Annotated in this window: 18 protein-coding genes; 6 read left to right on the top strand and 12 right to left on the bottom strand. The window is 51.1% G+C overall.

The window, feature by feature from the left end; genetic code table 11:
* The first annotated feature begins 13 nt into the window (after positions 1–13).
* From alaS to CHB92_RS02755, 3 genes are read left to right on the top strand one after another with little or no spacing between them, the layout of a single operon-like run.
* On the top strand, positions 14–2,650 hold the full coding sequence (gene alaS / locus CHB92_RS02765) for an alanine--tRNA ligase (RefSeq protein WP_089317644.1): 2,637 nt from the start codon (positions 14–16) through the stop codon (positions 2,648–2,650).
* A gap of 15 nt (positions 2,651–2,665) precedes the next feature.
* A complete protein-coding gene (gene gatB / locus CHB92_RS02760) occupies positions 2,666–4,123 on the top strand; it encodes an Asp-tRNA(Asn)/Glu-tRNA(Gln) amidotransferase subunit GatB (RefSeq protein WP_089317643.1) in 1,458 nt (485 codons plus the stop codon).
* Between the two features lie 12 nt (positions 4,124–4,135).
* Entirely contained in the window at positions 4,136–5,248 is a 1,113-nt protein-coding gene (locus CHB92_RS02755) for a TlpA disulfide reductase family protein (protein ID WP_089317642.1), read from the top strand.
* Between the two features lie 106 nt (positions 5,249–5,354).
* On the opposite strand, the gene CHB92_RS02750 is transcribed toward CHB92_RS02755, so the two are convergent.
* The 3 genes from CHB92_RS02750 to CHB92_RS02740 all read right to left on the bottom strand — a co-directional run bounded on the left by CHB92_RS02750 (position 5,355) and on the right by CHB92_RS02740 (position 7,282).
* The gene (locus CHB92_RS02750; RefSeq protein WP_089317641.1) at positions 5,355–6,014 is read right to left on the bottom strand and encodes a hypothetical protein; all 660 of its coding nucleotides are present in this window, start codon (positions 6,012–6,014) and stop codon (positions 5,355–5,357) included.
* A 7-nt stretch (positions 6,015–6,021) separates the two neighbouring features.
* Positions 6,022–6,561 (bottom strand): acyl-CoA thioesterase, encoded by a 540-nt coding sequence (locus CHB92_RS02745; protein ID WP_089317640.1) that lies wholly within the window; start codon positions 6,559–6,561, stop codon positions 6,022–6,024.
* Positions 6,562–6,622: 61 nt separating this feature from the next.
* Positions 6,623–7,282 carry a protein-L-isoaspartate(D-aspartate) O-methyltransferase gene (locus CHB92_RS02740; protein ID WP_089317639.1) on the bottom strand — a complete coding sequence of 220 codons (660 nt, stop codon included), beginning with the start codon at positions 7,280–7,282 and terminating at the stop codon, positions 6,623–6,625.
* 229 nt (positions 7,283–7,511) lie between these two features.
* On the opposite strand from CHB92_RS02740, the gene CHB92_RS02735 reads away from it, so the two are divergent.
* A complete protein-coding gene (locus CHB92_RS02735; RefSeq protein WP_089317638.1) occupies positions 7,512–8,096 on the top strand; it encodes a riboflavin synthase in 585 nt (194 codons plus the stop codon).
* Positions 8,097–8,166: 70 nt separating this feature from the next.
* Here CHB92_RS02735 and CHB92_RS02730 read toward each other — a convergent pair whose 3' ends face one another.
* The 4 genes from CHB92_RS02730 to hemF are packed head-to-tail and all read right to left on the bottom strand — an operon-like array spanning position 8,167 to position 13,009.
* Positions 8,167–9,102 (bottom strand): DUF4249 family protein, encoded by a 936-nt coding sequence (locus CHB92_RS02730; RefSeq protein WP_089317637.1) that lies wholly within the window; start codon positions 9,100–9,102, stop codon positions 8,167–8,169.
* A gap of 1 nt (position 9,103) precedes the next feature.
* A complete protein-coding gene (locus CHB92_RS02725; protein ID WP_089317636.1) occupies positions 9,104–11,479 on the bottom strand; it encodes a TonB-dependent receptor in 2,376 nt (791 codons plus the stop codon).
* A 50-nt stretch (positions 11,480–11,529) separates the two neighbouring features.
* Positions 11,530–12,102, bottom strand: a complete 573-nt coding sequence (locus CHB92_RS02720) for a phosphatase PAP2 family protein (RefSeq protein WP_089317635.1) — start codon at positions 12,100–12,102, stop codon at positions 11,530–11,532.
* 7 nt (positions 12,103–12,109) lie between these two features.
* Positions 12,110–13,009, bottom strand: coding sequence for an oxygen-dependent coproporphyrinogen oxidase (gene hemF, locus CHB92_RS02715; protein WP_089317634.1), 900 nt, complete (start codon positions 13,007–13,009; stop codon positions 12,110–12,112).
* A 216-nt stretch (positions 13,010–13,225) separates the two neighbouring features.
* Here hemF and CHB92_RS02710 point away from each other — a divergent pair, with 216 nt between their 5' ends.
* Positions 13,226–15,304, top strand: coding sequence for an alpha-ketoacid dehydrogenase subunit alpha/beta (locus tag CHB92_RS02710; protein ID WP_089317633.1), 2,079 nt, complete (start codon positions 13,226–13,228; stop codon positions 15,302–15,304).
* 137 nt (positions 15,305–15,441) lie between these two features.
* Here the strand turns inward: CHB92_RS02710 and tamL are convergent, their stop codons facing one another.
* Positions 15,442–17,871 (bottom strand): translocation and assembly module lipoprotein TamL, encoded by a 2,430-nt coding sequence (gene tamL / locus CHB92_RS02705; RefSeq protein WP_089317632.1) that lies wholly within the window; start codon positions 17,869–17,871, stop codon positions 15,442–15,444.
* 9 nt (positions 17,872–17,880) lie between these two features.
* Between tamL and CHB92_RS02700 the strand changes: the two genes are divergently transcribed.
* Positions 17,881–18,627, top strand: a complete 747-nt coding sequence (locus CHB92_RS02700) for a TrmH family RNA methyltransferase (RefSeq protein ID WP_089317631.1) — start codon at positions 17,881–17,883, stop codon at positions 18,625–18,627.
* 49 nt (positions 18,628–18,676) lie between these two features.
* On the opposite strand, the gene CHB92_RS02695 is transcribed toward CHB92_RS02700, so the two are convergent.
* From CHB92_RS02695 to CHB92_RS02680, 4 genes are all read right to left on the bottom strand, one after another.
* The gene (locus CHB92_RS02695; protein WP_089317630.1) at positions 18,677–19,789 is read right to left on the bottom strand and encodes an outer membrane beta-barrel protein; all 1,113 of its coding nucleotides are present in this window, start codon (positions 19,787–19,789) and stop codon (positions 18,677–18,679) included.
* A gap of 12 nt (positions 19,790–19,801) precedes the next feature.
* A complete protein-coding gene (locus tag CHB92_RS02690) occupies positions 19,802–20,710 on the bottom strand; it encodes a hypothetical protein (RefSeq protein ID WP_089317629.1) in 909 nt (302 codons plus the stop codon).
* A 13-nt stretch (positions 20,711–20,723) separates the two neighbouring features.
* Positions 20,724–21,257 carry an RNA polymerase sigma factor gene (locus CHB92_RS02685; RefSeq protein WP_089317628.1) on the bottom strand — a complete coding sequence of 178 codons (534 nt, stop codon included), beginning with the start codon at positions 21,255–21,257 and terminating at the stop codon, positions 20,724–20,726.
* 529 nt (positions 21,258–21,786) lie between these two features.
* Positions 21,787–22,500 (bottom strand): arylesterase, encoded by a 714-nt coding sequence (locus CHB92_RS02680; RefSeq protein WP_245842257.1) that lies wholly within the window; start codon positions 22,498–22,500, stop codon positions 21,787–21,789.
* Positions 22,501–22,598 lie beyond the last annotated feature (98 nt).

Below are 22,598 nucleotides of genomic sequence, written 5' to 3'. Positions count from 1 at the left end.
TTAATACTCATACATGAACTCAGCTGAGATTAGACAAAAGTTTCTGGACTTCTTTGCTTCCAAACAGCACCAGGTGGTACCCTCTGCGCCTATTGTGGTGAAAGACGACCCAACGTTGATGTTTATCAACTCGGGCATGGCTCCATTCAAAGACTACTTTTTGGGCAATAAACCGGCGCCCTCCAAGCGTATAGCCGACACACAAAAGTGTCTTCGTGTGAGCGGCAAGCATAACGACCTGGAGGAAGTGGGGTATGATACCTACCACCACACCATGTTCGAAATGCTGGGCAACTGGTCTTTTGGTGATTATTTCAAGAAAGAGGCCTTAGCTTGGTCATGGGAGTTGCTGACAGAAGTATACAAATTGCCGAAAGACAGACTGTATGTTTCCGTTTTCCAGGGCGACGATTCAGAGAACCTGCCAATGGACCAGGAAGCTTTTGATCTCTGGAAAACCATGATCTCAGAAGATCGCATTCTGTTCGGTTCCAAAAAGGATAACTTCTGGGAGATGGGGGACACCGGCCCATGTGGACCCTGCTCAGAAATTCATATTGACCTGCGCACAGCGGAGGAAATTGCCCAGGTGCCAGGAAAGGACTTAGTGAATAACGACCACCCGCAGGTAGTGGAGATCTGGAACAACGTGTTCATGGAGTTTAACCGTTTGGCTGACGGCTCGCTGGTAAAACTTCCTGCCCAGCACGTAGATACAGGCATGGGCTTTGAGCGTTTGTGTATGGCCATACAAGGCAAGCGCTCTAACTACGACACAGATGTGTTCCAACCCCTGATTCAGTTCATCGCGAATGAGGCGGGAGTAACTTACGGCGCTGATGAGAAAACAGATGTGGCCATACGCGTAATGGCAGACCATATCCGCGCTATTGCCTTTACTATTGCCGACGGACAACTACCCTCTAACAACAAGGCAGGCTATGTGATCCGTCGTATCCTGCGCCGGGCCGTGCGCTACGGCTTTACTTTCCTCGACTTCAAGAAGCCTTTCCTGTATAAATTGGCTGCTGTGCTGGCAGACCAGTTGGCCCATGTGTTCCCGGAGTTAAAGCAACAACTGAGCTTTGTACAGCGGGTAATTGAGGAAGAGGAGCATGCTTTCCTTCGTACGCTGGAGAACGGACTGAAGCGTCTGGATGCTCTGGAGGATAAGTTTAAGGAAAACAACAATACCATCGATGGCAAGACAGCCTTCGAACTGTATGACACCTTTGGCTTCCCACTGGACCTGACGGCGTTGATTGCCCGTGAGAAGGGACTAAAAGTGGACGAGGCAGGCTTTGGCGTGGAAATGGAGCAGCAGAAGAGCCGTTCCCGTAATGCTTCCGCTACAGAACAAAGCGACTGGGTGGTATTGCAACCGGATGTAACGACAGAGTTTATTGGCTACGACTGCGATATAACAGATGCGCATATTGTGCGTTACCGGCAGGTGAAAGCCAAGAATAAGAACGAGTACCATATTGTGCTGGACAAAACACCTTTTTATGCCGAGAGTGGCGGACAGGTTGGAGACACGGGGTACTTGATATCGGATACCGAACAGGTAGAGGTGCTGGACACCAAAAAGGAGAATGACCTGATCCTGCACATCACATCCAAGCTGCCACAAAATGCAGCGGCTGGCTTTAAAGCAGAGATAAACGCGGAGCGCCGCAACTTCATTCGAAAGAACCACTCTGCGACCCACTTGCTGCATGCTGCACTACGCAAAGTTTTAGGCGAACACGTACAGCAACGCGGATCCCTGGTAAGCGAGAAGTTGTTGCGCTTTGACTTCTCCCACTTCGCCAAAGTAGAAGATGCCCAGTTGCGCGAGGTAGAGCATATTGTAAATGCGCGGATCCGTGAAGCAATTCCGCTGGAAGAGCAGCGTAACGTACCAATCGATGAAGCAAGAAACATGGGGGCCATGGCCCTTTTTGGTGAGAAGTATGGCGAGTTTGTTCGTGTCATCGCCTTTGACCGGCAGCACTCTGTGGAATTATGCGGGGGAACGCACGTCTGGAACACCGGTAACATAGGCTATTTCAAGATTGTGTCCGAAAGCTCTGTAGCGGCAGGTGTTAGAAGAATAGAGGCTGTGACGGCTGAGGTGGCCGAAGACTATGTGCAGCAACAACTAAACGAGCTGAACGCTGTGCGTGAGGTAGTGGGTACGCAAAGCAACCTGTCCGGAGCTGTGCAGAAGCTACAGGAGGAGTACAGAGCCTTGCAGAAGCAACTGGAGCAGCATGAATTAAAGCAACTGGGTAGCCTGAAAGAAAGCCTGGCGCAAAAAGCACAGGCAGTGGATGGCCTTAACCTGGTTGCCGAGCAAGTGGAAGTGAGCAATGCTGATCACCTCAAAAAGTTGGCATTTGATATGCGGCAGGTAGTAGACAACCTGGTGCTGGTCCTAGCCGCTGAAATTGACGGGAAGCCACAAATTGCGGTCATGCTGTCGGACAACCTCGTGGCTGAGAAGAACCTGAACGCCAGCCAGATGGTGCGTGAGCTTGCCAAGGAGATCAAAGGAGGTGGCGGTGGCCAGCCGTTCTATGCTACGGCGGGTGGTAAAGATGCTGCCGGCTTGCATGCAGTACCTGGTAAAGCAATTGAATTAGTAAAGAACTCATTAAACCGATAATCTGTAGTTAAACAGATGGACAAAGCGATTAGAGATAAATATCAAGCTGTCATTGGCTTAGAAGTTCATGCGCAGCTTCTGACAGAAAGCAAGGCCTATTCTTCGGACTCAACAGAATATGGCATGCTGCCAAACACAAACCTGAGCGTCATTACCCTGGCGCACCCCGGCACACTACCACGCGTCAACAAGAAAGTGGTAGAAATGGCTGTTAAGATGGGCATTGCGACGCATTCCGATATCACACGCTATAACGTGTATGCCCGTAAGAATTACTTTTACCCCGACCTTCCGAAGGGCTACCAGATCACACAGGATAAAACCCCTGTGTGCACCAATGGCCACTTGATGGTAAAGGATACGGAGGGGAATGACAAGCGTATTGGCATAACCCGTATTCACATGGAGGAAGACGCCGGTAAGTCCATGCACTTACCCGGTGAGGTAGAGACCTTGGTGGACCTGAACCGGGCAGGGGTGCCTTTGATCGAGATCGTGTCGGAGCCCGACATTCGAGACTCGGTAGAGGCTTATAATTACCTGACGGAAATTCGCCGCTTGGTGCGTTACCTGGAGATCTGTGACGGCAACATGGAGGAAGGCTCCCTGCGTTGCGATGCCAACGTGTCGGTGATGTTGAAAGGCGCTCCCCTCTACGGAACCAAAGTAGAGGTGAAGAACATGAACTCCTTCCGTAACGTGCAGCGGGCCATTGAGCACGAGATCGAGCGTCAGATCATGGTACTGGAGAATGGCGGAAAAGTAGAGGGCGAAACACGGGGCTTTGATGCCAACACCGGTACTACAACCTCACAGCGCTCGAAAGAGACGTTGAACGATTACCGCTACTTCCCGGAGCCGGACCTGCCACCATTGATCATCGAGCACGAGTGGCTGGAAGGAATTAAAGCGAATATGCCAAGCCTGCCACAGGAACTGTACAAGCGCTTTGTAGAAGAGTATGGCCTGCCAGAGTATGATGCAGCCGTATTGACCGATGCAAAAGAGATTGCCCTTTACTTTGAGGAGCTCTGTAAGCACACGACCAACTACAAGGCTGCATCTAACTGGATGATGGGCGCTGTGAAGTCGTACTTGAATGAACTGCAATTGCACATGCACGATTTCCCGTTGGCACCAGTGCAAATTGCACAGATCATTGCGTTGGTAGACGAGAACAAGGTGAGCCACTCGGTCGCATCCAAGAAAATTTTCCCGTACATGCTGGAGCACCCGAAGACAACGGCACAACAGGTAGCTGAGGAGCAAAATCTGTTGCAGGAATCGAATGCCGATGAGTTAACCGACATCATTCAGGGTGTGCTTTCCGATAACCCTGCGAAGGTGGCGGAGTATAAAGCAGGCAAGCAGGCGCTGATTGGCATGTTTATGGGAGAGATCATGAAAAAGACCAAAGGCAAGGCAGACCCGAAAGTAGCCAATAAGCTGCTCCGCGAAAGTTTGAATGCTTAATCAAGGATCAATATGAAACTAAGGAACTTCTTTATTATAGCCTCTGCTGGTATTGCTTTTAGTAGCTGCCAGGGAAACCAAACAGCCTCCAATGAGGACGATCAGTATGTGGTACAGGGTAAGCTAAACAACGCCACGACCGGGCAGGTCTATCTGTACGAGTTAGGAGAGCAGCAGTTTGTTCCGCGCGATACGGCAGAAATTGGCAAGGACGGCACCTTTAGATTTGAGGGAGTCGTGGAAGAGCCTTCGCTGTACCGGCTTACCATGGACCAGCAGAACGGGCTGATGCTCGTACTGGACACCGGAAAAATCATGGTGGAAGCTGATGCCAGTGACATCAACGGAACGGCCAAAGTAGAGGGCTCTGCGGAGACACAGTTGTTCCTGGACCTGAACAAACTCGTGAATGAGTCGCGCCAGAAGCAGATGGCGTTGGAACAGCGCTTTCAGGAAGCTGTATCCAAGGGTAACACAGAGGAGGCGGAGGCTATACGGCAGGAGTACCTGGTGTTGCAGAGAGGGGTGAGGGATTTGCTGGCGAAGCACCCTAGTTCTGTAGTATCGGCCTTTGGTACGGCCACCTTGATAGACCCGCTGAATGACTTTGCCTTTGCAGACAGCATGGCCACGCTTTTCAGCAAGAACATCCCAAACTCGAAGTACACGGCGATGTTGGTGGAGCGGCTAAAGCCTTACCGCAGCACAGCTGTCGGGCAGGTAGCGCCGGATATCACCCTGCCTACCCCGGATGGGGGCTCCAAGTCACTGTCATCTTTGCGCGGGAAGTACGTGTTGGTTGACTTTTGGGCCAGCTGGTGCGGGCCATGCCGTAAGGAGAACCCGAACGTGGTAGCCATGTACAACCAATACAAAGACAAAGGCTTCGAGATCTTCGGTGTGTCGCTGGACCAGTCGAAAGACAAATGGCTGGCTGCTATTGAGAAAGACCAGTTATCCTGGCCACATGTGTCTGACCTGAAAGGTTGGGAGAGCAGTGCTGCGCAACTGTATAATGTGACAGCAATCCCTCAAACAGTATTGATCGATCCGGAAGGTAAGATAATTGCGAAGGGACTGCGGGGAGATGATTTGGAAGAAAAGCTGGCAACGCTACTGAAATAAATAAGCCAAAGCACAGAAGAGAGACAACAGGTTGTCTATAAAGCAAAAAAGGTAGAAGAGGAAAACGCTTCTACCTTTTTTTTAAGATGCTATTTTTTTCTGTTACCTATAGAAACACTTTTTGCAAAGCGCCCCACAGCATTTTTTTATGCTCCACGTCATGCTCTAACATAGACAAAGCCTGTGAAAACACTACCGGAACGTTGCCCACCTCTACAGGTTGATAGAGCGTGAATTTCTCATGCGGTAAGTCGGTGTGCAGGCGGCTGGCAAAACTGATAATGTAATTTGTAGTGGCCACCTGTTGTAACTCTTCGAATTGGGCTATTGCTCCGGATATGTTGTTCACGTAAGCGACATCTGTCGTCTGAAGTCCGATAGCAAAAAGAATCTTCTGCAGGAAGCCCAGCTGCGGCAACTTCAGGAACTCTTCTTCTGAAACAGTAACGAGTACAATTACGCCTTTCCCGTTTTCGCCTTGCACCTTGTACTTGGCAGGGGAAGCGACCGGAACAGGCGCTTTAGGAACCTTCGGTATCGCCGGCGTTGCTTTCTTTGCTTCCGGCTCTGTTTGCTGCCTTTCAGCCGGTGTAACCGTTGCAGGTGGGAGGAGAGCGGCAGCTGGCTCCGCTTCCGACTTTAATAGAGGAGCGGGCGCAGGTTCTTGTTGCGGCACAGGCAGGTCGCCATCCACCCAATAAAGTGTTTCCGGCATAAAGTTCTTCAGGAACTCGTTGTTCATTTCCTCTGCCTGTAGTCCTGCCATGATGTGCTTACTCTGCTCCCTGAGCGCCTTCCTTTATGTCAAAAATAGATCGTAACTCGTTCGCCTCGCTTGGCTTCATGCGGCCCGCTAATACCAGGCGTAGTTGCCGACGGCGCAATGCTCCCTCGTAAAGCTTTATTTCTTCCTCTGTTTCCGGTACCGCTTCCGGTACGTCGATGGGGTTACCCAGTTGGTCTACCGCCACAAAAGTGAAGAAGGCCTGGTTTGATTTTACTTTCTTGCCGCTTGGGATGTCCTCGGAGTATACCACGATATGGACCTCCATGGAGGAGTTGAACGCACGGGTAACCTTTGCTTCCAGGGTTACCACGTTCCCAAGTTTTATACTTTCAGAGAAGGAGACATTATCAACAGAAGCCGTTACCACGATCCGGTTCGAGTGCTTTTGCGCCGCGATGGCAGAGACAATATCCATCCAGTGCATCATGCGGCCGCCCATTAAATTGTGCAGGGTGTTGGTGTCGTTTGGTAACACCAGTTCCGTCATGATGACGTAAGAGTCTTGTACCTTTTTTTGTTTACGCATTGTGTTAGCAATGATGATGGCGCAAAGATACGCTTAAAGCACAAGAAAAGCAGCCGGCGGCCTACATTTCCGCGTCCCAGCCCGATTTCCCCAACAGGGGCACGAACTTGAAATTAGAAAACTCCTCTTTCGTAAATTCGTTTTCCTCCACGCGGGTAATGCGCATCATCTTCTGGCTCTTCTCGTTACCAACCGGAATTACCAGGCAACCACCAATGCTTAACTGCCGCACCAAGCTTTTGGGAACGCCCGGAGCACCAGCGGTCACAATAATTTTATCGTAGGGCGCGTAGGCAGGCAGTCCTTCTGAGCCGTCTCCATGGAAAGTATGGGGCTTTAAGCCATACTTATGGAAGAACAAGAGAGCCTTCTCGTAGAGAGCTCGGTTATACTCGATGGTATACACGTGCGGGGTGATCTGTAGCAGTACGGTACACTGGTAACCCGATCCGGTTCCTATCTCCAGTACTTTATCCGTTGGTTTTAAACGAAGTAGTTCCGTTTGGTAAGCTACTGTATAGGGCTGCGAGATGGTCTGCCCTTCACCGATGGGGAAAGCTTTGTCCTGGTAGGCCTGCTCTAGAAAAGCCTTCTCAAAGAAATAATGGCGTGGTACAGTTTCTATGGCAGCAAGTACCCGTTCATCCCGAATACCCTTTTCACGGAGAGTGTTTACTAAAGCCCGGCGCATGCCTTTGTGTCTGTACGAGTCTGTCTGCATTTATGCTTCTATAAAGGTTTTACTTCTTTCCTTATCTATACGGCGTTTCGCTTGTTTGCGAAAATAAGCAACCCAACTTATAAATACCCTGCTTCTATTTATTTTAAATCCTGAATTTTAGTTACGGCGCTTTAACCAGCTAATCCTGTTACCTTTGGTTTAGAGACTTTCTTTGAACAAAGAAAGGTTAATAGGGTTAATAAGATCGCCTAAACAAAGCTAAAGACAGATGTTTACAGGAATTATAGAGGGCCTTGGCCGGGTAACAGCCATACATGAGGAGAACACCAACAAGCATTTTACCCTTACCTCGCCCTTTACAAATGAACTCAAGATAGACCAGAGCGTGGCGCATAATGGCGTGTGCCTGACGGTCGTGGGGACTAAAGGGGCCGAGTACACGGTAACAGCCATTGATGAAACCTTAAAGAAAACGAACCTGAATGAGCTGAAGGAAGGGGACCTGGTGAACCTGGAGCGTTGCATGCTGGCCAACGGCCGGTTTGATGGGCACGTCGTGCAGGGGCACGTAGATCAGACAGCCGTATGTACGTCCGTCGTGGACGAACACGGAAGTTGGGTTTTCTCTTTCCGCTACGATGCCAGCAAGGGCAACGTAACGGTAGAGAAAGGGTCTATTTGTGTCAACGGCATCAGCTTAACCGTTTTTAACTCCAAAGAAGACAGTTTCTCTGTGGCCATTATCCCTTACACCTACGAGCACACAAACCTGCAGCAGGTGAAGCCTGGTGATTCCGTAAACCTGGAGTTCGATATCATCGGGAAGTATGTAGCCCGGCTACTGGGGAAGTAGCATCCGGTTGCATAAGAGAGTCGGGTACAACCTACGCAATGGATAAGGGGCTATGGGTTCATCCAATCGGTCATTCAATGACAATTTGGTGGTACGTCACACCATAGCCCCCCCAGATGCCTAAGCCCCCCTTGATATTGGACTGTGTGATATTGGGGGAGCTGATAGGGCTGCCATTGCTGTTCTGCTCATTCTCAATGCTACTCCAGAAGCGGAAGTGGGGAAGGTCGATGGCAGCCCAGCGTACGGTTACGGTGTCGCTTTTGCCAAAATAACTGTACAGCTCCTCGTCTATTTCCTCCTGGCCTTTCGGTTCCCCTCTGTCTAAGGGAAACCGGACTGTCCCTCCGTTGACCAGCTCATCATTAAAAACAGAGGAAAAGAGACCTGGGTAAAAGGGCTCACTGTTTCGTTTTGTAAAGTAACGGATGCTGTTGCCCAGGGTGTCCGGGTCAGTATAGCGATACCAAAGCGATACAAGGCTATCTTGCGCAGGATCAGGGTGCGGCATAGTCCAGAGCGAATCAATGGGATTGAGTTGCGGAATAGTGGTAGTGGCGCTCAACTGGTGCTCTTCGTGATTGATATAGAGTTGGTAGCTGCCACCCGTTTCTCCCAGGAGTTTATCCGTGGTGTATACATAGAAAGTAAAGCCACAACAGCCGTTCAATATTTCCAAGGGTATACCAAACTGCAGCGCTGCCAACTGTCTTTGTTCGGCTGGCAACGAGCTAACAGGTCTTTCTTCTAAGGTGTAGCTTTCCCCTGCGATAGAAACCCTTACCTGTGCCCCATGTACAAAAGCCTCCTGCAAGGCTTCCTGTGAGATCTCTGAGAAAACAGGTACTGAGCGTGTCAGTACGACAATGGGCGGAGCCCCTTGTTCAATATGCCCCTCCACCACCAACTGTTCTTTCCCTGTCGGCAGGTCTATGGAGAGGTCCTTTTCACAGGCAGCAAGAAAGAGTAGCAACAGGAAAAGAGGAATTATATAGTTAAGCTTCATGCTATTTCCAAGTAAAGTTCCAGGTAACGGAGGGTAAAGGGAAGGGGATAAGGGAGACCTTTTTAGCCTGTAAACTTATCCCCCTGCTGAAAGCATCCCCCTCATTGTCGATGTAGTACAGCAGGGGGTTGCTGCGGCCGTACACGTTGTACACCGAGAAGGTCCAACTCGAGGTAACGTCTTTCCAGGCCTTCCCCTTCAGGGTGGCAGAAAGGTCCAGGCGGTGTGTCGGCTCCATCCGAAAACTATTGCGGTCCCCGTACTGGTAGTTTACTGTTCCCTCTATGTAATAGCGCCTTTCGGGCATGGTCGTGGCCTGTCCGGTGCCGTAGACAAAGGTGCCGCCAAAGGTCCAGCGGTCATTCCATTTATAACTAGCTACCAAGGAGAGGTCGTGACGTCGGTCGAAGCGCGCCGGGAATACCCTTCCCTGGTTCAGATCAGGGAACTGCCGGGTAGTGTAAGAGAGGGTGTAGCCGATCCAACCCTGCAGGGCACCGTAGTTTTTGCGCAGGAACAGCTCTGCCCCGTACGACTCGCCATGCCCTTTCACAAACTCGTACTCCAGGTCCCGGTTCGAAGGGCCTGGAGCAAAACCCTCCCGGTACTCCAGTTGATTTTCCAGGTCCTTATAATAAATTTCCATTGAGCCCTCGTACTGGTTCTTCTTAATGCTTTTAAAGTAGCCCAGTGCGAACTGTGTGGCTTTCTGTGGCTCTACCAGGGCAGAGCTCGGCACCCACACGTCGAGCGGCAGCGTGGTATAGGCATTTGATACCAGATGCAGGTATTGGGCAGACCTGGTAAAGCCGGCTTTTATCGAGGCCTGCTTGCTAAGCTCATACCGCAGCGAGGCCCTGGGCTCCAGTACATGGTAAGACTTAACGTTCTCGCCACTGCTGTAAAGGGTAGAATCAACCACTGTTTGGCTCTCGTTAAAGCGGTAAAGGCTGAAGGGTCCTACTTGCCGGAAATGACTGCTTCGCAAACCCACATTCACCAATAATTTATCCGTCACATGCCAGTCATCGGAGAGGTAGAGGGCTGTTTCATGGGCATACTTTGTGCGTACCCTGTCGGTGGCAAAGCTTTCTCCCTCCTGGCCTTCGGCCTCTCCTGTTCTGGGGCGAAGGATGTGGTAGGTGTGCTGCACGCCGTACTGCAGGTGGTGCCGAACATTGGGAGTATAATCAAAGTCGGCATACAGGCTATAGTCACGGATGCCTGTTTGCAAAATGGCCTCGTACCCCCCGTAATCCCACGAAAACTGGAAATTATATTGGCTGAGTATACCTGACACATCCATAAACAGCTTGTCGGTAAAGCGATGGTTCCAGCGGGCTGTGGCACTGGCATTTCCCCAGAAGAAATCTGATGAAAAACGGCCATCCGATAGTTTTAAGTTACCCACATCCTTCCCATAATAACCGCTGAGATACAAGCGGTCGTTGCCAGACAGGGTGTAGGCTACTTTACCATTCAGGTCATAGAAGTGGTAGGGAACCCCTCCCTGTTCTGTATTCTTTAGAAAGGGATTGGCGAGCACATCGATGTACGTCCTACGCCCGGAGAGAAGAAAAGAAGCTTTTTCAGGCACTATGGGCCCCTGTACGGTTAGCCTGGAAGAGATTAAGCCTATGCCTCCTTCTGCACGAAAATCTTCCAGACTTCCTTCTTTCATGCCTATATCAAGCACAGAGGACAGGCGGCCCCCATAACGGGCAGGTACACTCCCTTTTAAAAGCGTGGTATGCTCAAGGGCATCGCTGTTAAACACCGAGAAAAAGTTGAACAAGTGGCCGGGGTTATAAATGGTTGCGCGGTCCAGCAACACCAGGTTTTGGTCTGCACCACCTCCCCGAACATAGAAACCGGTGTTACCCTCTCCGCCAGACTGTACCCCAGGCAGAAGCTGTACTGTTTTTAAGATATCTACCTCGCCAAAAAGGACAGGAAGTGACTTGATCGTTTCCAGGGGAAGTTCCAGTTGCCCCAGGGCGGCTGTTTCTGTAAGGAGGGGCGTTCGCTTGGCAGTCACTTCCACTTCCTGCACGCCATAGGCCGTTGGACTTAACTGTATGGTAAGCGTTTTGTTGCTGCTGAGTTCCAAGGGCTGCTCCAGGGCATCATAGCCGATGTACTGGCTAACCAAAGTGTAGGACCCGGCCGGGGCGGATAAGTTGAATGCTCCCTGGGGCCCTGTTATGGCCCCAATGCCTGGCTTCTCTTTCAAATAGAGCGATGCCCCTACCAGGGCATCCCCCGTCAAGGCATCCCGGACCTGGCCGCTTAAAGTATAAAGGGATTGTGCGTAGACAGACGGGCAAACCAGGGCCAGCACCTGAAGGAGCAGGAAAATAAAAAGAAAGTATCGCAAACCTCTTGCTGTTTAGGGTCTGTGTAAGAACAGCCGTTTATGGCAAAGGTTTAACGTTGAAAGGAGGGATATTTGTTCAATAAGATGGTGTAACCCAGGGAACAGACATAAGCCCAGAAGGAGCCTAACAGGGCGCCTGCGATAACATCTCCCGGGAAATGAACACCCAGGTACACCCGGCTATAAGTGACAAGCACGGCCCAGGTTACCAGTACAATCTTAAAGATAAGATAACGGTCAGACAAGACCAGGTTAAAGAAGACGGCCAGGGCAAAGGTATTGGCTGCATGCGAGGACATAAAGCCAAACCTCCCCCCGCAGCCCTGCACAATGTTGATCGCCTCCGCCAACGTCGGGTCGTGGCAAGGGCGAAGGCGGGCAAAGTAGGGTTTAAAAAGGCCGGAGGCAACAAAATCAGAGAGCCCTATGGCCACCACAACCATCAGGATCATCAGTATGCTTTGTTTGCGGTAGCGGTATACCAGGTAGCCGATCAGGGCCAGGTAAAAAGGGATCCAGACCAACTTCTCCGAAAGAAAGATCATCACAGCATCCCAAAAAGGGCTCTGCAAATCGTTCAGGTACAGGAAGACCTCTTTGTCCAGTTGTTCCAGCGTCTCCATTTCCTCTCTACTGCACGTTTAGCCAGTCGACGTCTTTTTTGAGGTAATCTTGCGTCATTGCTTCAGCACTGCCCGGCTCCGGTGTAAAGTTATAGATCCAGGAGGCGTGGGTAGGCAAACTCATCAGGATGGACTCGATACGGCCCTTGGTGAGCAAACCGAATTTAGTGCCCCGGTCATATACCAGGTTAAATTCCACGTAACGGCCGCGGCGCATAAGCTGCCACTGCTTCTCCTGTTCTCCGTAAGGTAAGTTGCGGTTCTGGTTCATGATGGCCGTGTAAAAAGGAGCAAAGGCATAAGCCACATCGCGCACAAAAGCAAAACGCTCCTCCAGGCTTATCTCCGCTGTCGCCATCAGCCTGTCGAAGAAAATCCCGCCCACGCCGCGTGTTTCCTCCCGGTGCTCGTTGTAAAAGTAATCGTCGGCCCACTTCTTGAATTCAGGGTAGTAGCTTGGATGGTGCTTGTCACATACAGCCTTCATTTGCGCATGAAATTCACGGGCCTGCTTCAGGTCTACGTAAATGGGTGTAAGGTCAATCCCTCCGCCAAACCAAGCCTGCCCATTGCCCGCCTCAAAGTAGCGCACGTTCATGTGGGTGATGGGCACCATAGGGCTGTGTGGGTGCAACACCACCGAAACGCCTGTGGCAAAATAATTCGGGTCAGGCATTTGTAGCATCTTCAGAAACTGGGGCGACAACTCACCCTGCACCGCAGAGAAGTTTACTCCGCCTTTCTCCAGAACGTCTCCTCCTTCAATTACCCGGGAAATGCCGCCACCGCCTCCTTCATGCTGCCAGGTGTCGGTGCTAAAGGTGGCACCACCGTCGCAGGTTTCCAGGGCATGGCAAAGATCGGACTGGAACTGGCGCATAAACGCCTCAACTTTATCTCTGAACATTTTATTCACGTATGGGATTGGACATTCACCAAGGTTCTCTGTTGTTTCGACTCCCCTGAATTAGGAGACGTAGAAAATCCGCTGCCATGCCTATATCCGGGTGTAACATAAACCTGACATGGCGCAAAATTACCGAATAATGGGCGGAGAACCTTGCCACGACATGTATTTTACTTAGCAAGCCGAAATTCGTAAATTCGGGCAAACAAAAAAACTATGCCGAAAGACTCTCTGGAAGCCGTAAAGCTGGATCTGGACCTGCTGAAGAAGGCTTACCGCCTGATGCTCACTGCCAAAACCATGGCAGACACCTACGAAGAAAACAAAGCTGTTTGCAGCAAATATGTGCACAGTACTTCGCGTGGGCACGAAGCCATTCAGCTGGCAGCCGCCCTGCAGCTACAGCCTTATGACTATGCCTCACTTTACTACCGCGACGACTCTATCCTGCTGGGTTTAGGTCTGGAGCCATACGAGCTCATGCTGCAGCTCATGGCAAAGGCAGATGACCCTTTCAGTGGTGGCCGTACTTATTACAGTCACCCTTCTCTTAAGCGCGAGGGCTTTCCGACCATACCACACCAAAGCTCTGCCACGGGTATGCAGGCCATTCCGGCCACAGGCATGGCACACGGACTGGCTTACCTGGAAGGGCAGGGTTTGTTGCAAGGCGAGGAGAAACCTGTCGTGCTGTGTTCCCTGGGAGATGGCTCTGTGACGGAAGGAGAGGTTTCCGAGGCTTTTCAGATGGCCGTGTTGAAAGGCTTGCCCATCGTGTACCTGGTGCAGGACAATGACTGGGGCATTTCTGCCACCGGGAGAGAGATGCGTGCCATGGATGCCTTTGAGTTTGCCGCCGGCTTCAAGGGCATGGAGCGCCTGCGGGTGAATGGATCTGATTTTGAGGAGTCGTATGAAGGCATGCGGGTTGCCGTTGAATATGCCCGCAAGGTGCGTCGGCCTATTCTGGTGCACGCAAAAGTACCGCTCTTGGGCCACCACACCTCTGGCGTTCGCCGCGAATGGTACCGTGGGGACAACCTGCAAAAGCACAGTCTGGACGATCCAATACCGAAGCTGCGCGAGGTACTGCTGGATGCCGGACTAGGGGTGGACGAAGTAAAGTTGCTGGAGCAGGAAGCCATGAACACGGTGGCGCAGGATTACCAGCGGGCACTGGACGCTCCTTATCCCGACCCTAAGACCTTTAACACCCATGAATTTGCGCCTACCCCTGTTACCGAGGAAAAAGGCGACCGCCACCCGGCCGGAGCCGAAAAGGTGACCATGGTGGATGCCGCGCTGCATGCTGTGGACGATATTTTAAAGACCACTCCCGAAGCTTTGTTTTATGGGCAGGATGTAGGAGGCGAGTTGGGGGGCGTTTTCCGCGAGGCGGCCCTGCTTGCCAAGAAGTACGGAGATGCCCGGGTATTCAATACCCCCATCCAGGAGGCGTATATCATTGGTTCTACGGCCGGTATGTCGGCGGTGGGCGCCAAGGCTATCGTCGAGATACAGTTTGCCGATTATATCTGGCCGGGCATTAACCAACTGGTAGAAGAACTCTCGAAGAGCTGTTATCTGTCTATGGGCAAGTTTCCCGTGCAGTCAGTAATTCGTGTGCCGATTGGTGCTTACGGTGGCGGTGGCCCTTACCATTCCGGTAGCATTGAGTCGACCTTGCTTAACATCCGAGGGATTAAAGTGGTGTTCCCCAGCAATGCCGCAGACATGAAAGGCTTGATGAAAGCGGCTTTCCTGGACCCGAATCCCGTCGTGATGCTCGAACACAAAGGAATTTACTGGTCCAAGGTGCCGGGTACCGAGGATGCCAAAATGGTAGAGCCCGATGAGCACTATGTCCTGCCATTGGGAAAAGCGAACATCGTGCAGCAGGCCGACGAGAAGGAGTTGCAGAGGGGGAACAGCATGACGGTGATTACCTATGGAATGGGTGTACATTGGGCTAAAACCGCTTCGAAACAATTTCCGGGAAGCGTTGAAGTTGTCGACCTCCGCACCTTAAACCCGCTGGACTATGAGACGGTAAAAGCCTCTGTAGAACGTCATGGCAAAGCTTTGGTACTGACGGAAGAGCCTTTGCTGAATTCCTTTGCCGAGTCGCTGGCTGGCCGCATATCCAAAGACTGCTTTCAAAAGTTGGATGCCCCTGTCTTTACCTTAGGCGCTGCCAATTTGCCAGCCATTCCGCTAAATGTGGAACTGGAGAAAATGATGTTGCCGAACCCCGAAAAAGTAGCCGCACAAATAGAGGAGCTGTTAAACTACTAGTCGCTGCTCTTTTACGTACGGCTTGAGGCGCCGCAATTAAAAGGCACCTCAGGTCCCAAAGGCAACCTGCTTATAGATTTAAAGCATCAGCGGAGCGACATGTGAAATAAGATAACGTGGTGTTCCGCTGGTGCTACTTAGAAGGGATAGCCGATGCCGATCTGTAAGGTGCTTTGATTGTTGCGGGTAAAGAAGTCAGAAAACTTAAACTGTCCCAGCCTGAATTTCTCTCCTTCCAGCGCCGTAGGGTCGTACACCTTAGTGGCAAAGTCAAAGCGAAGGATGAGCACTGATAGGTCGAAGCGGATACCGAAGCCGGTGCCGACGGCCAATTCTTTGTAGAACCTGCTTATATCGAACTCAGCTCCTGGGCGTGCAGGATCCTCCTCTAGCAGCCATACGTTGCCGGCATCAACAAATACGGCTCCGTTGATAAAGCTGAACATGTTAAAGCGGTACTCGGCGCTTGTTTCAAAGAGTACGTTCCCGGGCTGCTCTACATAAGAAACAGTATCCGCGATCACCTCTCCATTCTCCAGCATGACAGTAGGTGTATAGGAGCCAAGGCCCAGACGCCGGTACTGCCACGCCCGCACACTGGAGGCGCCTCCGGCAAAAAAGTGTTTGTCGTACGGGATAATACCAGAATTAAACAAAGAAGAAGCGACGCCAGCATTAAAACGATAGGCAAAGTAACGTCGTCCCCCTAGCGGAATATACCTTCTGTAGTCCGGGTTAAGCCGGGCATATTGGAAGGTGGTCAGGTTTCCTATGTTCAGGTCCAGTCCGAGTTCTTTTGTAAGCCCACCCACTTCGGCCAGGGTACGGAAAAAGGTTGCGTCTTTGGTCTGCGTGAAGTCGTTGGTGTTGTAAATAAAGTTGAAGCCGACAAAAGAGATGATACCATCCCGGAAGCTTTCCAGCAAAGACCGGCCTCCTATGGTGTTCTGCAGGCTTTCCTCAAACACAGGGTCCTTTATCTCGCCCTGCACTACGTTAAAATTGATGGGCGACAGGATGAACTGCATGATAGGGGGCTGCAGGGGAGCCCTGTAGCGCTGCCAGATATACTCCAGGCCCAGTTCGTAGGTCTCGCGGGTATATTCCTGCCGGTCAGTGTTCAGGTAGCCGGTAAAGATACGGGTACGGGGTCCAAAATCCGATAAGAGCCTTTTCTCGGTGAAAGGTAGCAGAATCACCGGGAAGGATAAGGCCACCTCGCCACCATACTCCCTAATAATAACCGTTTCATCCGGGTCGGCGATGCTTACCTGCCCCTCTATACCGCCTCTAAGGCCAATATCCAGGTTTTCGGCTCCTCCAAATACGTTGCGAATCCGCAACCGGACACTGGAGAAGGGGCCAGGGGTACGCTCCGTAAAGTTCAGACCCACCTCTGCCGTTTCCTGGAACTTCTTTGCCGGCACGGCATTGATGTAGGCATTAAGCAAGTAGGTCGAATCATTGCCGTCTACCCGGGAGTACACCACGTTGTTAAACTGGAACACGTCCAGGTCAGCGAGTTTGCGCTGTGTGGTAGCCGTACGCAGTTGGCTGTAGGGCTGCCCGGGATAAAGGTCCACCTTCTGGTCCAGGATCAGGGGCGTTATTTTGTGGTCATAGGCCAGGTAATTAATGCCGTTGAACCTAATGGTGTCCCTGGGGATGCCGAATCTGTCCTGGTCAGTTTTAAAGTAAACGTTATTCAGGCGATAGGCCCTGTGGCCGTTTCCCTGTTCCGGGTTCTGGATAATGGTTTTGATCTGAGCCGCTCTGTCAGCAAAGCTTGTGTCTACCTCAAATTCAATGTAAGCCCGGGCGAAGTCGTAGTACCCGCTATTGCGCAGCAGGTTGTACAGGCGGTCACGCTCCTTGGTGAGCTCCTCTTCATTGTACTTCTCCCCTAATTGCAGTAAAGACTGGCTAGCAGTAGACTGCACCAGGTGGCGGACAGCAGAATCCTGTATGCCGTAGGTAAACTCGGTATAGCGATAGGGAATGTTTTCATCGATGTTGAGCGTCACATGCACGAGCTTGTCGTCCTTATCGTCTACCGTGTAGCTGACTTCGTTGTTAAAGTAACCCCTAGAGTTGAGGTATATCTGAATCTGTTCCAGCGTTTCCTCCATCAGGGTGGAGTCGTAAATGGCAGGTGGTTCCCCCAACTGCATCACAAAGTTTCCCTCTTTCTTCTTTTCCTTCAGTCTGTCGATGCGGTTCCCGATCCGGGCGCGGACCTTCTGCACTTTGGCGGAGTCCGTTCCCGCTTCCTCGATCCGGCGCCGCAACCGGGCCTGCTGCTTCTCGATGCGGGCCTGTATTTTCTCTGGGTCGTAAAACTTTTTACCGAAGTTGTAAAGGGACAGGTAAGGGGTAGAGCCCAGCACCATGCGGTTTGGCTTTTGCTGGTAAAGTGCCTGAATGGCAGTGGGGTCTACTGTTTCAAGGCCAGTAGGGGCTATGCTTACCAACAGCCTTTCGTCCTCCCCCAGGTTTCGGGTGGGTACGCAGGCCTGCAGGCACAGCATTGTAAAAGCGAGGGCAGTTATGTATAATCGTAATCTCAATCTTAACTTATGTTGTCGAAAGCTGTCGTAAAGTATATCAAATCGCTCCAAATAAAAAAATACCGTTACCAACACCAGGCCTTTGTGGTGGAAGGAGGCAAGAGCGTGCTGGAGCTGCTTCGCTCTGATTTTGGGTTGGAGCACCTTTTTATAACGGAGCCCTTTTACCGCGAGCATACCAGTTCTTTCCCCAAAGGGTTAGCTTTTGACGTGGTGACGGAAGAGGAACTGGTGAAAGCCGGCACTTTCTCCAGTAACAACGCAGCACTGGCCGTGGCCAAAATGCGGCAATTACCGACCTTAGAAGTAAAACCTTCGGATCTGGTCATTGCCCTCGACGATGTGCGTGACCCCGGCAACCTGGGCACCATTATCCGCATTGCAGACTGGTATGGCATACAAACGGTTGTTTGCTCAGAAACGTGTGCCGACTTCTATAACGCCAAAGTGATTTCCGCTACCATGGGCTCCTTTACCCGGGTGCAGGTACATTACCTCGACCTGTCTGCCTGGTTGCAGCAGCATACAAAGGACACCAAGATCTATGGGGCCTCTCTGGCAGGCGAGAACCTGCACCAAATGCAACTGAAGCCGGAGGGCATTGTGGTGTTAGGCAATGAGGCAAACGGTATCCGACCGGAGGTAGCGGCGCAGGTAAATCAGCTGATCAAGATTCCTGCTTTTGGCCAGGCAGAGTCTTTAAACGTGGCGACAGCCACCGCCATCATCATGGATAATTTCAGACGTAACAGTTAAAACAAAAAAGGAGCCCTGAAGCTCCTTTTTTCTCACCGATACTTTATTCTTAAAGAAACAGACGGAAGCCAAAGCTAACAACGTTTGTTTGCGGGCCTTTGCCTTCTTCGAACAGTTCGTTCATGTTATACTTCGCAAAGAGGTTCAGGCATCCGTACCCTATCACTCCCTCCACACCATAATGAAAGTCCGATAGGTTAAAGTTGTCCCGGTCTTTTTCCTTGTCGTCGTTGAACTTGTACTTGGCGTGGCTTCCCAGGCGGTAGCCTACAAACGGTCCGGCACCAATGGTAAAGCCATCCTTCCCGTTTTTGCGCTCGAACTCCAGCAAAGCCAACAGGGGAACATTAATAGAGGAGTGGGTTAGCTTGGTCTTCTCAAAGTCAACTTCCTCCAGCTCCACGAAGTGCGTGATGCCGTCAACTTCCTCCACGATGATGTCGTCTTCAAACATGTAGTTGTTAAAGGCGAACTGGAGGCCAGACAGTATGTGGAAAGGGCTTCTTCTGCCACCTACCTGCGCATCGAACCGCCAGTTTAAGCTTACGTAACGGGATCCCCAGGGCTTCAGGTCCGGCAGGTTCTCCCCGTCCACGAAGGCGTTAAAGCCCAGGTCCATGTCAAAGCCGAAGTTTACGGGCTTATAGTTCTCCTCTTCTTTTGCTATCCGGATGCTGTCGCGCTCTGCCTTTGTCGGCACGTTCACATTTACTTTGGTGTTATCGCCATCCTCTTCTACCTCCACGTCTATCTTAAAGGTCTTGTTGATGCGGATCTCATGGTGCTCGGTCTTTACTTCGCCTGTCTGTTCGTCCTGCTCCTGCACGGTAACGGTTACCTGGTCGGATTTGCCGTCTGGCGATTTAGCCGTGTTAAACGTCACCGTCATGTCCTTTGAACCCGCAGTTGTATTTTCCATTTCATTCACACGGTCCACGTACTTGTTTAGCTCCCGCATGAGCGAGTCGAGGCTGTAGTGCTCGAAAGCCTGTAGTTGCTGTATGTTTTCCAGGTGAAGGATCATTTTGGCTCCGTTGGCCATCTTTACGATGATCGTGTCCTGCTCACCTTCGTGGGGATGCCCTACGGTAAGACCGCCTTTGGCAGACACACCGGTCACTGTGGCCATGAAAATGGCCATTAAAAGTAGTAATCGTTTCATGGTTTTAAGGGATTAGAGTTGTATTACTTTTGAGATCTTTTGCTTTCCGATCTGTGTTTCAAGGGCTATCCGGTCGGCACGGATGCCCAGTTCTGACAGTTCCACTCCTTCGCCGTTTGCCAGGTTGCGAACCTGTTTAAAGATATTCTTGGCCAGCTTCGCCTTCTTGTCAATTCCGGATGGCTGCTCTGCTTCTGCCACGCTGGCCGGAGAGGCAACGGAGCGCTTGATGGTGATCTCCACCGGCGCGGCATTCAGGTCGGCGTTAGCTGTTTTGGCTTCCGCAAGGCTGACAGTCGCAGTTGGCTGTGCAGCAGGTTCCTGTACTGCCTCCGTGGCTTTGTTTGCCACTTCAGGTTTGTTCACCGCCAGGGCAGGCTGCGTTATTGCCTTAGTCCTAGAGTGCTTAACCTGTTTTGTTGGTCTGGAATTTTGTAAGACTTTTGTGCCAGTCTCTGCTTCGGCTTTTGGCTTATCAAGCGCTGCTACCTGTTTAGATGCAACAGACTTTGCCGCGGTTGCCTCGGTGTTAAAGTTTTTTTCAGGCGGGGCGCTTTCTTTGGCCTCCTCAATACCTGCCACAGTTTCTTCTGGCACAGGAATTTTAAAAGCCGGTGCTTCCTGTAGCTGGAGACGCTCTTCTTTTGTGAGGGTCTCGCTTATCTCCGGGGTGCCTGTTTTAACGTTATAAAACACAACGCCAACAGTCAGCAGCAGGGAGAGCGTCGCCGCCACAGAGGAGTAAACCCACATAAAGCTCCTTTTCTTCTCTTGCTCCTGGGTCGGGAAGAGCAGGAGCGGTTTAGCTTCCTTTTCTTCCTCCATGCGTTGCTGCAGGCGGTTCCAAAGGTCCCCGGGAGGGGGGGGCGTGGAGTTACCCAGGCGCTCCTTAAACAGTTTGTCTATGTCTTCTGGTCTCATCGTGTCCTCCTTGTTAGCTGGCGATAGCCTCCAGGCCCGTTAATCGGCGTTGCAGCATGGCGCGGGCCTTGCTCAACTGCGATTTAGAGGTTCCTTCGGTAATTCCGAGCATGTCGGCTATCTCCTTATGTGAATATCCTTCTATGGCATACAGGTTAAAAACCGCCCTGTATCCGGCGGGTAAAGTTCTGAGCAGCTCCAGCAATTCTTCTTCAGCCAGGTCCTGGTCTGCACCGCCTAAGCCAGCTATTTGTACGCTGCTGTCTTCGATGGCCAGGTGCAAAGGTTCTTTCTTTCGCAGGAAGGCCAGGGCCTCGTTCACCATAATGCGACGGACCCAACCTTCGAAACTGCCCTTTGCCTCAAACCGGTCAATATACTGGTAGATCTTCATAAACCCATTCAACAGCGCTTCTTCCGCGTCCATCTCGTTTTTAAGATAGCGGAGGCACACGCCGTACATCTGCGAGGCGAAACGCTCGTACAGGTGCTTCTGCGCCTTACTATCTGCCTTTTGGCATCCTGCTATCAGTTCCGCTTCTGTCACGCTGCGTAAAGGTTTATCAAATTATCTGTTTAGGCTTTTCAGGAGCTGCTTGTTGCTCTTTACCCCTTAGATGCAAGGCTGCATAAGGAGGTTGCCTGAGGATGTATAAAAATCTTATATATTTTCGTAAGCACCTACTCTGTTACTATAAATATTTGGCTATCAACTATAAAATTACACGAGCAACAAGCCTAGTTATGTCGGAAATAACTAAGGGAAAAGACTGTAATGATAGAAGGGGAGTATGTAAAACGCTGAAATAACTTGGCTTAATGGTGGGTATCCTCTGTTCAGTTACAGGGAGCAACAAATGTAAGGCGTGTACAACAGTACAATTCCTATGGGAGGATAAATTGTACTGAAATTTGGGACAGGAGGGCGAGGCAAGCACAAAAAAAGCGGAGACCCCTGCTAAATGAGGAGCCTCCGCAATTATTCTGAAAACCTAGTTTTCAACTTTTAGCCGTTCTATTATACGAAGAAGCTAAAGAAGATGTTATTGTTTTATGAAAATTTATACAAATTTTTTTTAGACCTGCTGTTCTGTCAGTAGAGGGCCCAGTACTTCCCACACATTTTCGGCCACTATTTTTTGTCCTTCCTCTGTCGGGTGTATCCCGTCGTCCTGATTCAACTTGGGGATACCAGCCACATCCTCTAGCAGGAAGGGAATCAGGGCTACGTTTTCTTCTTCTGCCAGCCGGGTATACATCTCCCGGAATTCGTTGGCGTAGTCCTGGCCCATGTTAGGCGGTATCTGCATACCTGCCAGCACAATCTCTACATCCGGGTACTTCGACCTGACCTTTTCTATGATGGTCTGCAGGTTGCTGTAGCTCTCCTCCAGGTTTATCCCTCTTAAGCCATCGTTTGCTCCCAGTTCCAGCACAAAAACATCGATTGGTTGCTTTAAAAGCCAGTCGATCCGGCTTTTGCCGCCTGCTGTCGTTTCGCCGCTTACCCCGGCGTTAATCACCTTGTAGGGCAGGCCGAGCGAATCAACACGCTCCTGTATCAGGGCCGGAAAAGCCTGATCCGGCTCCAGGCCATACCCGGCAGTCAGGCTGTTTCCGAAAAACAGTATGGTTTTTGTTTCTTCCTTCTGGGCCCTTGCCTTTTCAGCCGAGGCTTCGGTACGGACCTCTTGCGCGGCTTCTGCCTGTTCGGCCTGCTCTACCTCGTTGCAACTGTACAGGGCTGTCAGGGCAGCGAAGCCCAGGGGCAAAAGTTTTCTCTTTATCACGGTAAATGGACTTTGTTTCCTAAATTTATACTTGTCCTGCGTAAAACATATAACGTGCTGCAGCAGTTATTTTGTTTTAGGACTCCACTGTAAACAGC

This window comes from Pontibacter ummariensis (assembly GCF_900188175.1).
Classification (GTDB): Bacteria; Bacteroidota; Bacteroidia; order Cytophagales; family Hymenobacteraceae; genus Pontibacter; species Pontibacter ummariensis.
This window is presented reverse-complemented; position numbering and strand designations above follow the sequence as displayed.

Coding starts and splice junctions, on each gene's coding strand:
- CHB92_RS02690 (WP_089317629.1), bottom strand. CDS start 20,710: ATGAGACCAGAAGACATAGACAAACTGTTTAAGGAGCGCCTGGGTAAC.
- CHB92_RS02700 (WP_089317631.1), top strand. CDS start 17,881: ATGTTGTCGAAAGCTGTCGTAAAGTATATCAAATCGCTCCAAATAAAA.
- CHB92_RS02710 (WP_089317633.1), top strand. CDS start 13,226: ATGCCGAAAGACTCTCTGGAAGCCGTAAAGCTGGATCTGGACCTGCTG.
- gatB (WP_089317643.1), top strand. CDS start 2,666: ATGGACAAAGCGATTAGAGATAAATATCAAGCTGTCATTGGCTTAGAA.
- CHB92_RS02730 (WP_089317637.1), bottom strand. CDS start 9,102: ATGAAGCTTAACTATATAATTCCTCTTTTCCTGTTGCTACTCTTTCTT.
- alaS (WP_089317644.1), top strand. CDS start 14: ATGAACTCAGCTGAGATTAGACAAAAGTTTCTGGACTTCTTTGCTTCC.
- hemF (WP_089317634.1), bottom strand. CDS start 13,009: ATGTTCAGAGATAAAGTTGAGGCGTTTATGCGCCAGTTCCAGTCCGAT.
- CHB92_RS02750 (WP_089317641.1), bottom strand. CDS start 6,014: ATGGCAGGACTACAGGCAGAGGAAATGAACAACGAGTTCCTGAAGAAC.
- CHB92_RS02720 (WP_089317635.1), bottom strand. CDS start 12,102: ATGGAGACGCTGGAACAACTGGACAAAGAGGTCTTCCTGTACCTGAAC.
- CHB92_RS02735 (WP_089317638.1), top strand. CDS start 7,512: ATGTTTACAGGAATTATAGAGGGCCTTGGCCGGGTAACAGCCATACAT.
- CHB92_RS02745 (WP_089317640.1), bottom strand. CDS start 6,561: ATGCGTAAACAAAAAAAGGTACAAGACTCTTACGTCATCATGACGGAA.
- CHB92_RS02695 (WP_089317630.1), bottom strand. CDS start 19,789: ATGAAACGATTACTACTTTTAATGGCCATTTTCATGGCCACAGTGACC.
- CHB92_RS02755 (WP_089317642.1), top strand. CDS start 4,136: ATGAAACTAAGGAACTTCTTTATTATAGCCTCTGCTGGTATTGCTTTT.
- CHB92_RS02740 (WP_089317639.1), bottom strand. CDS start 7,282: ATGCAGACAGACTCGTACAGACACAAAGGCATGCGCCGGGCTTTAGTA.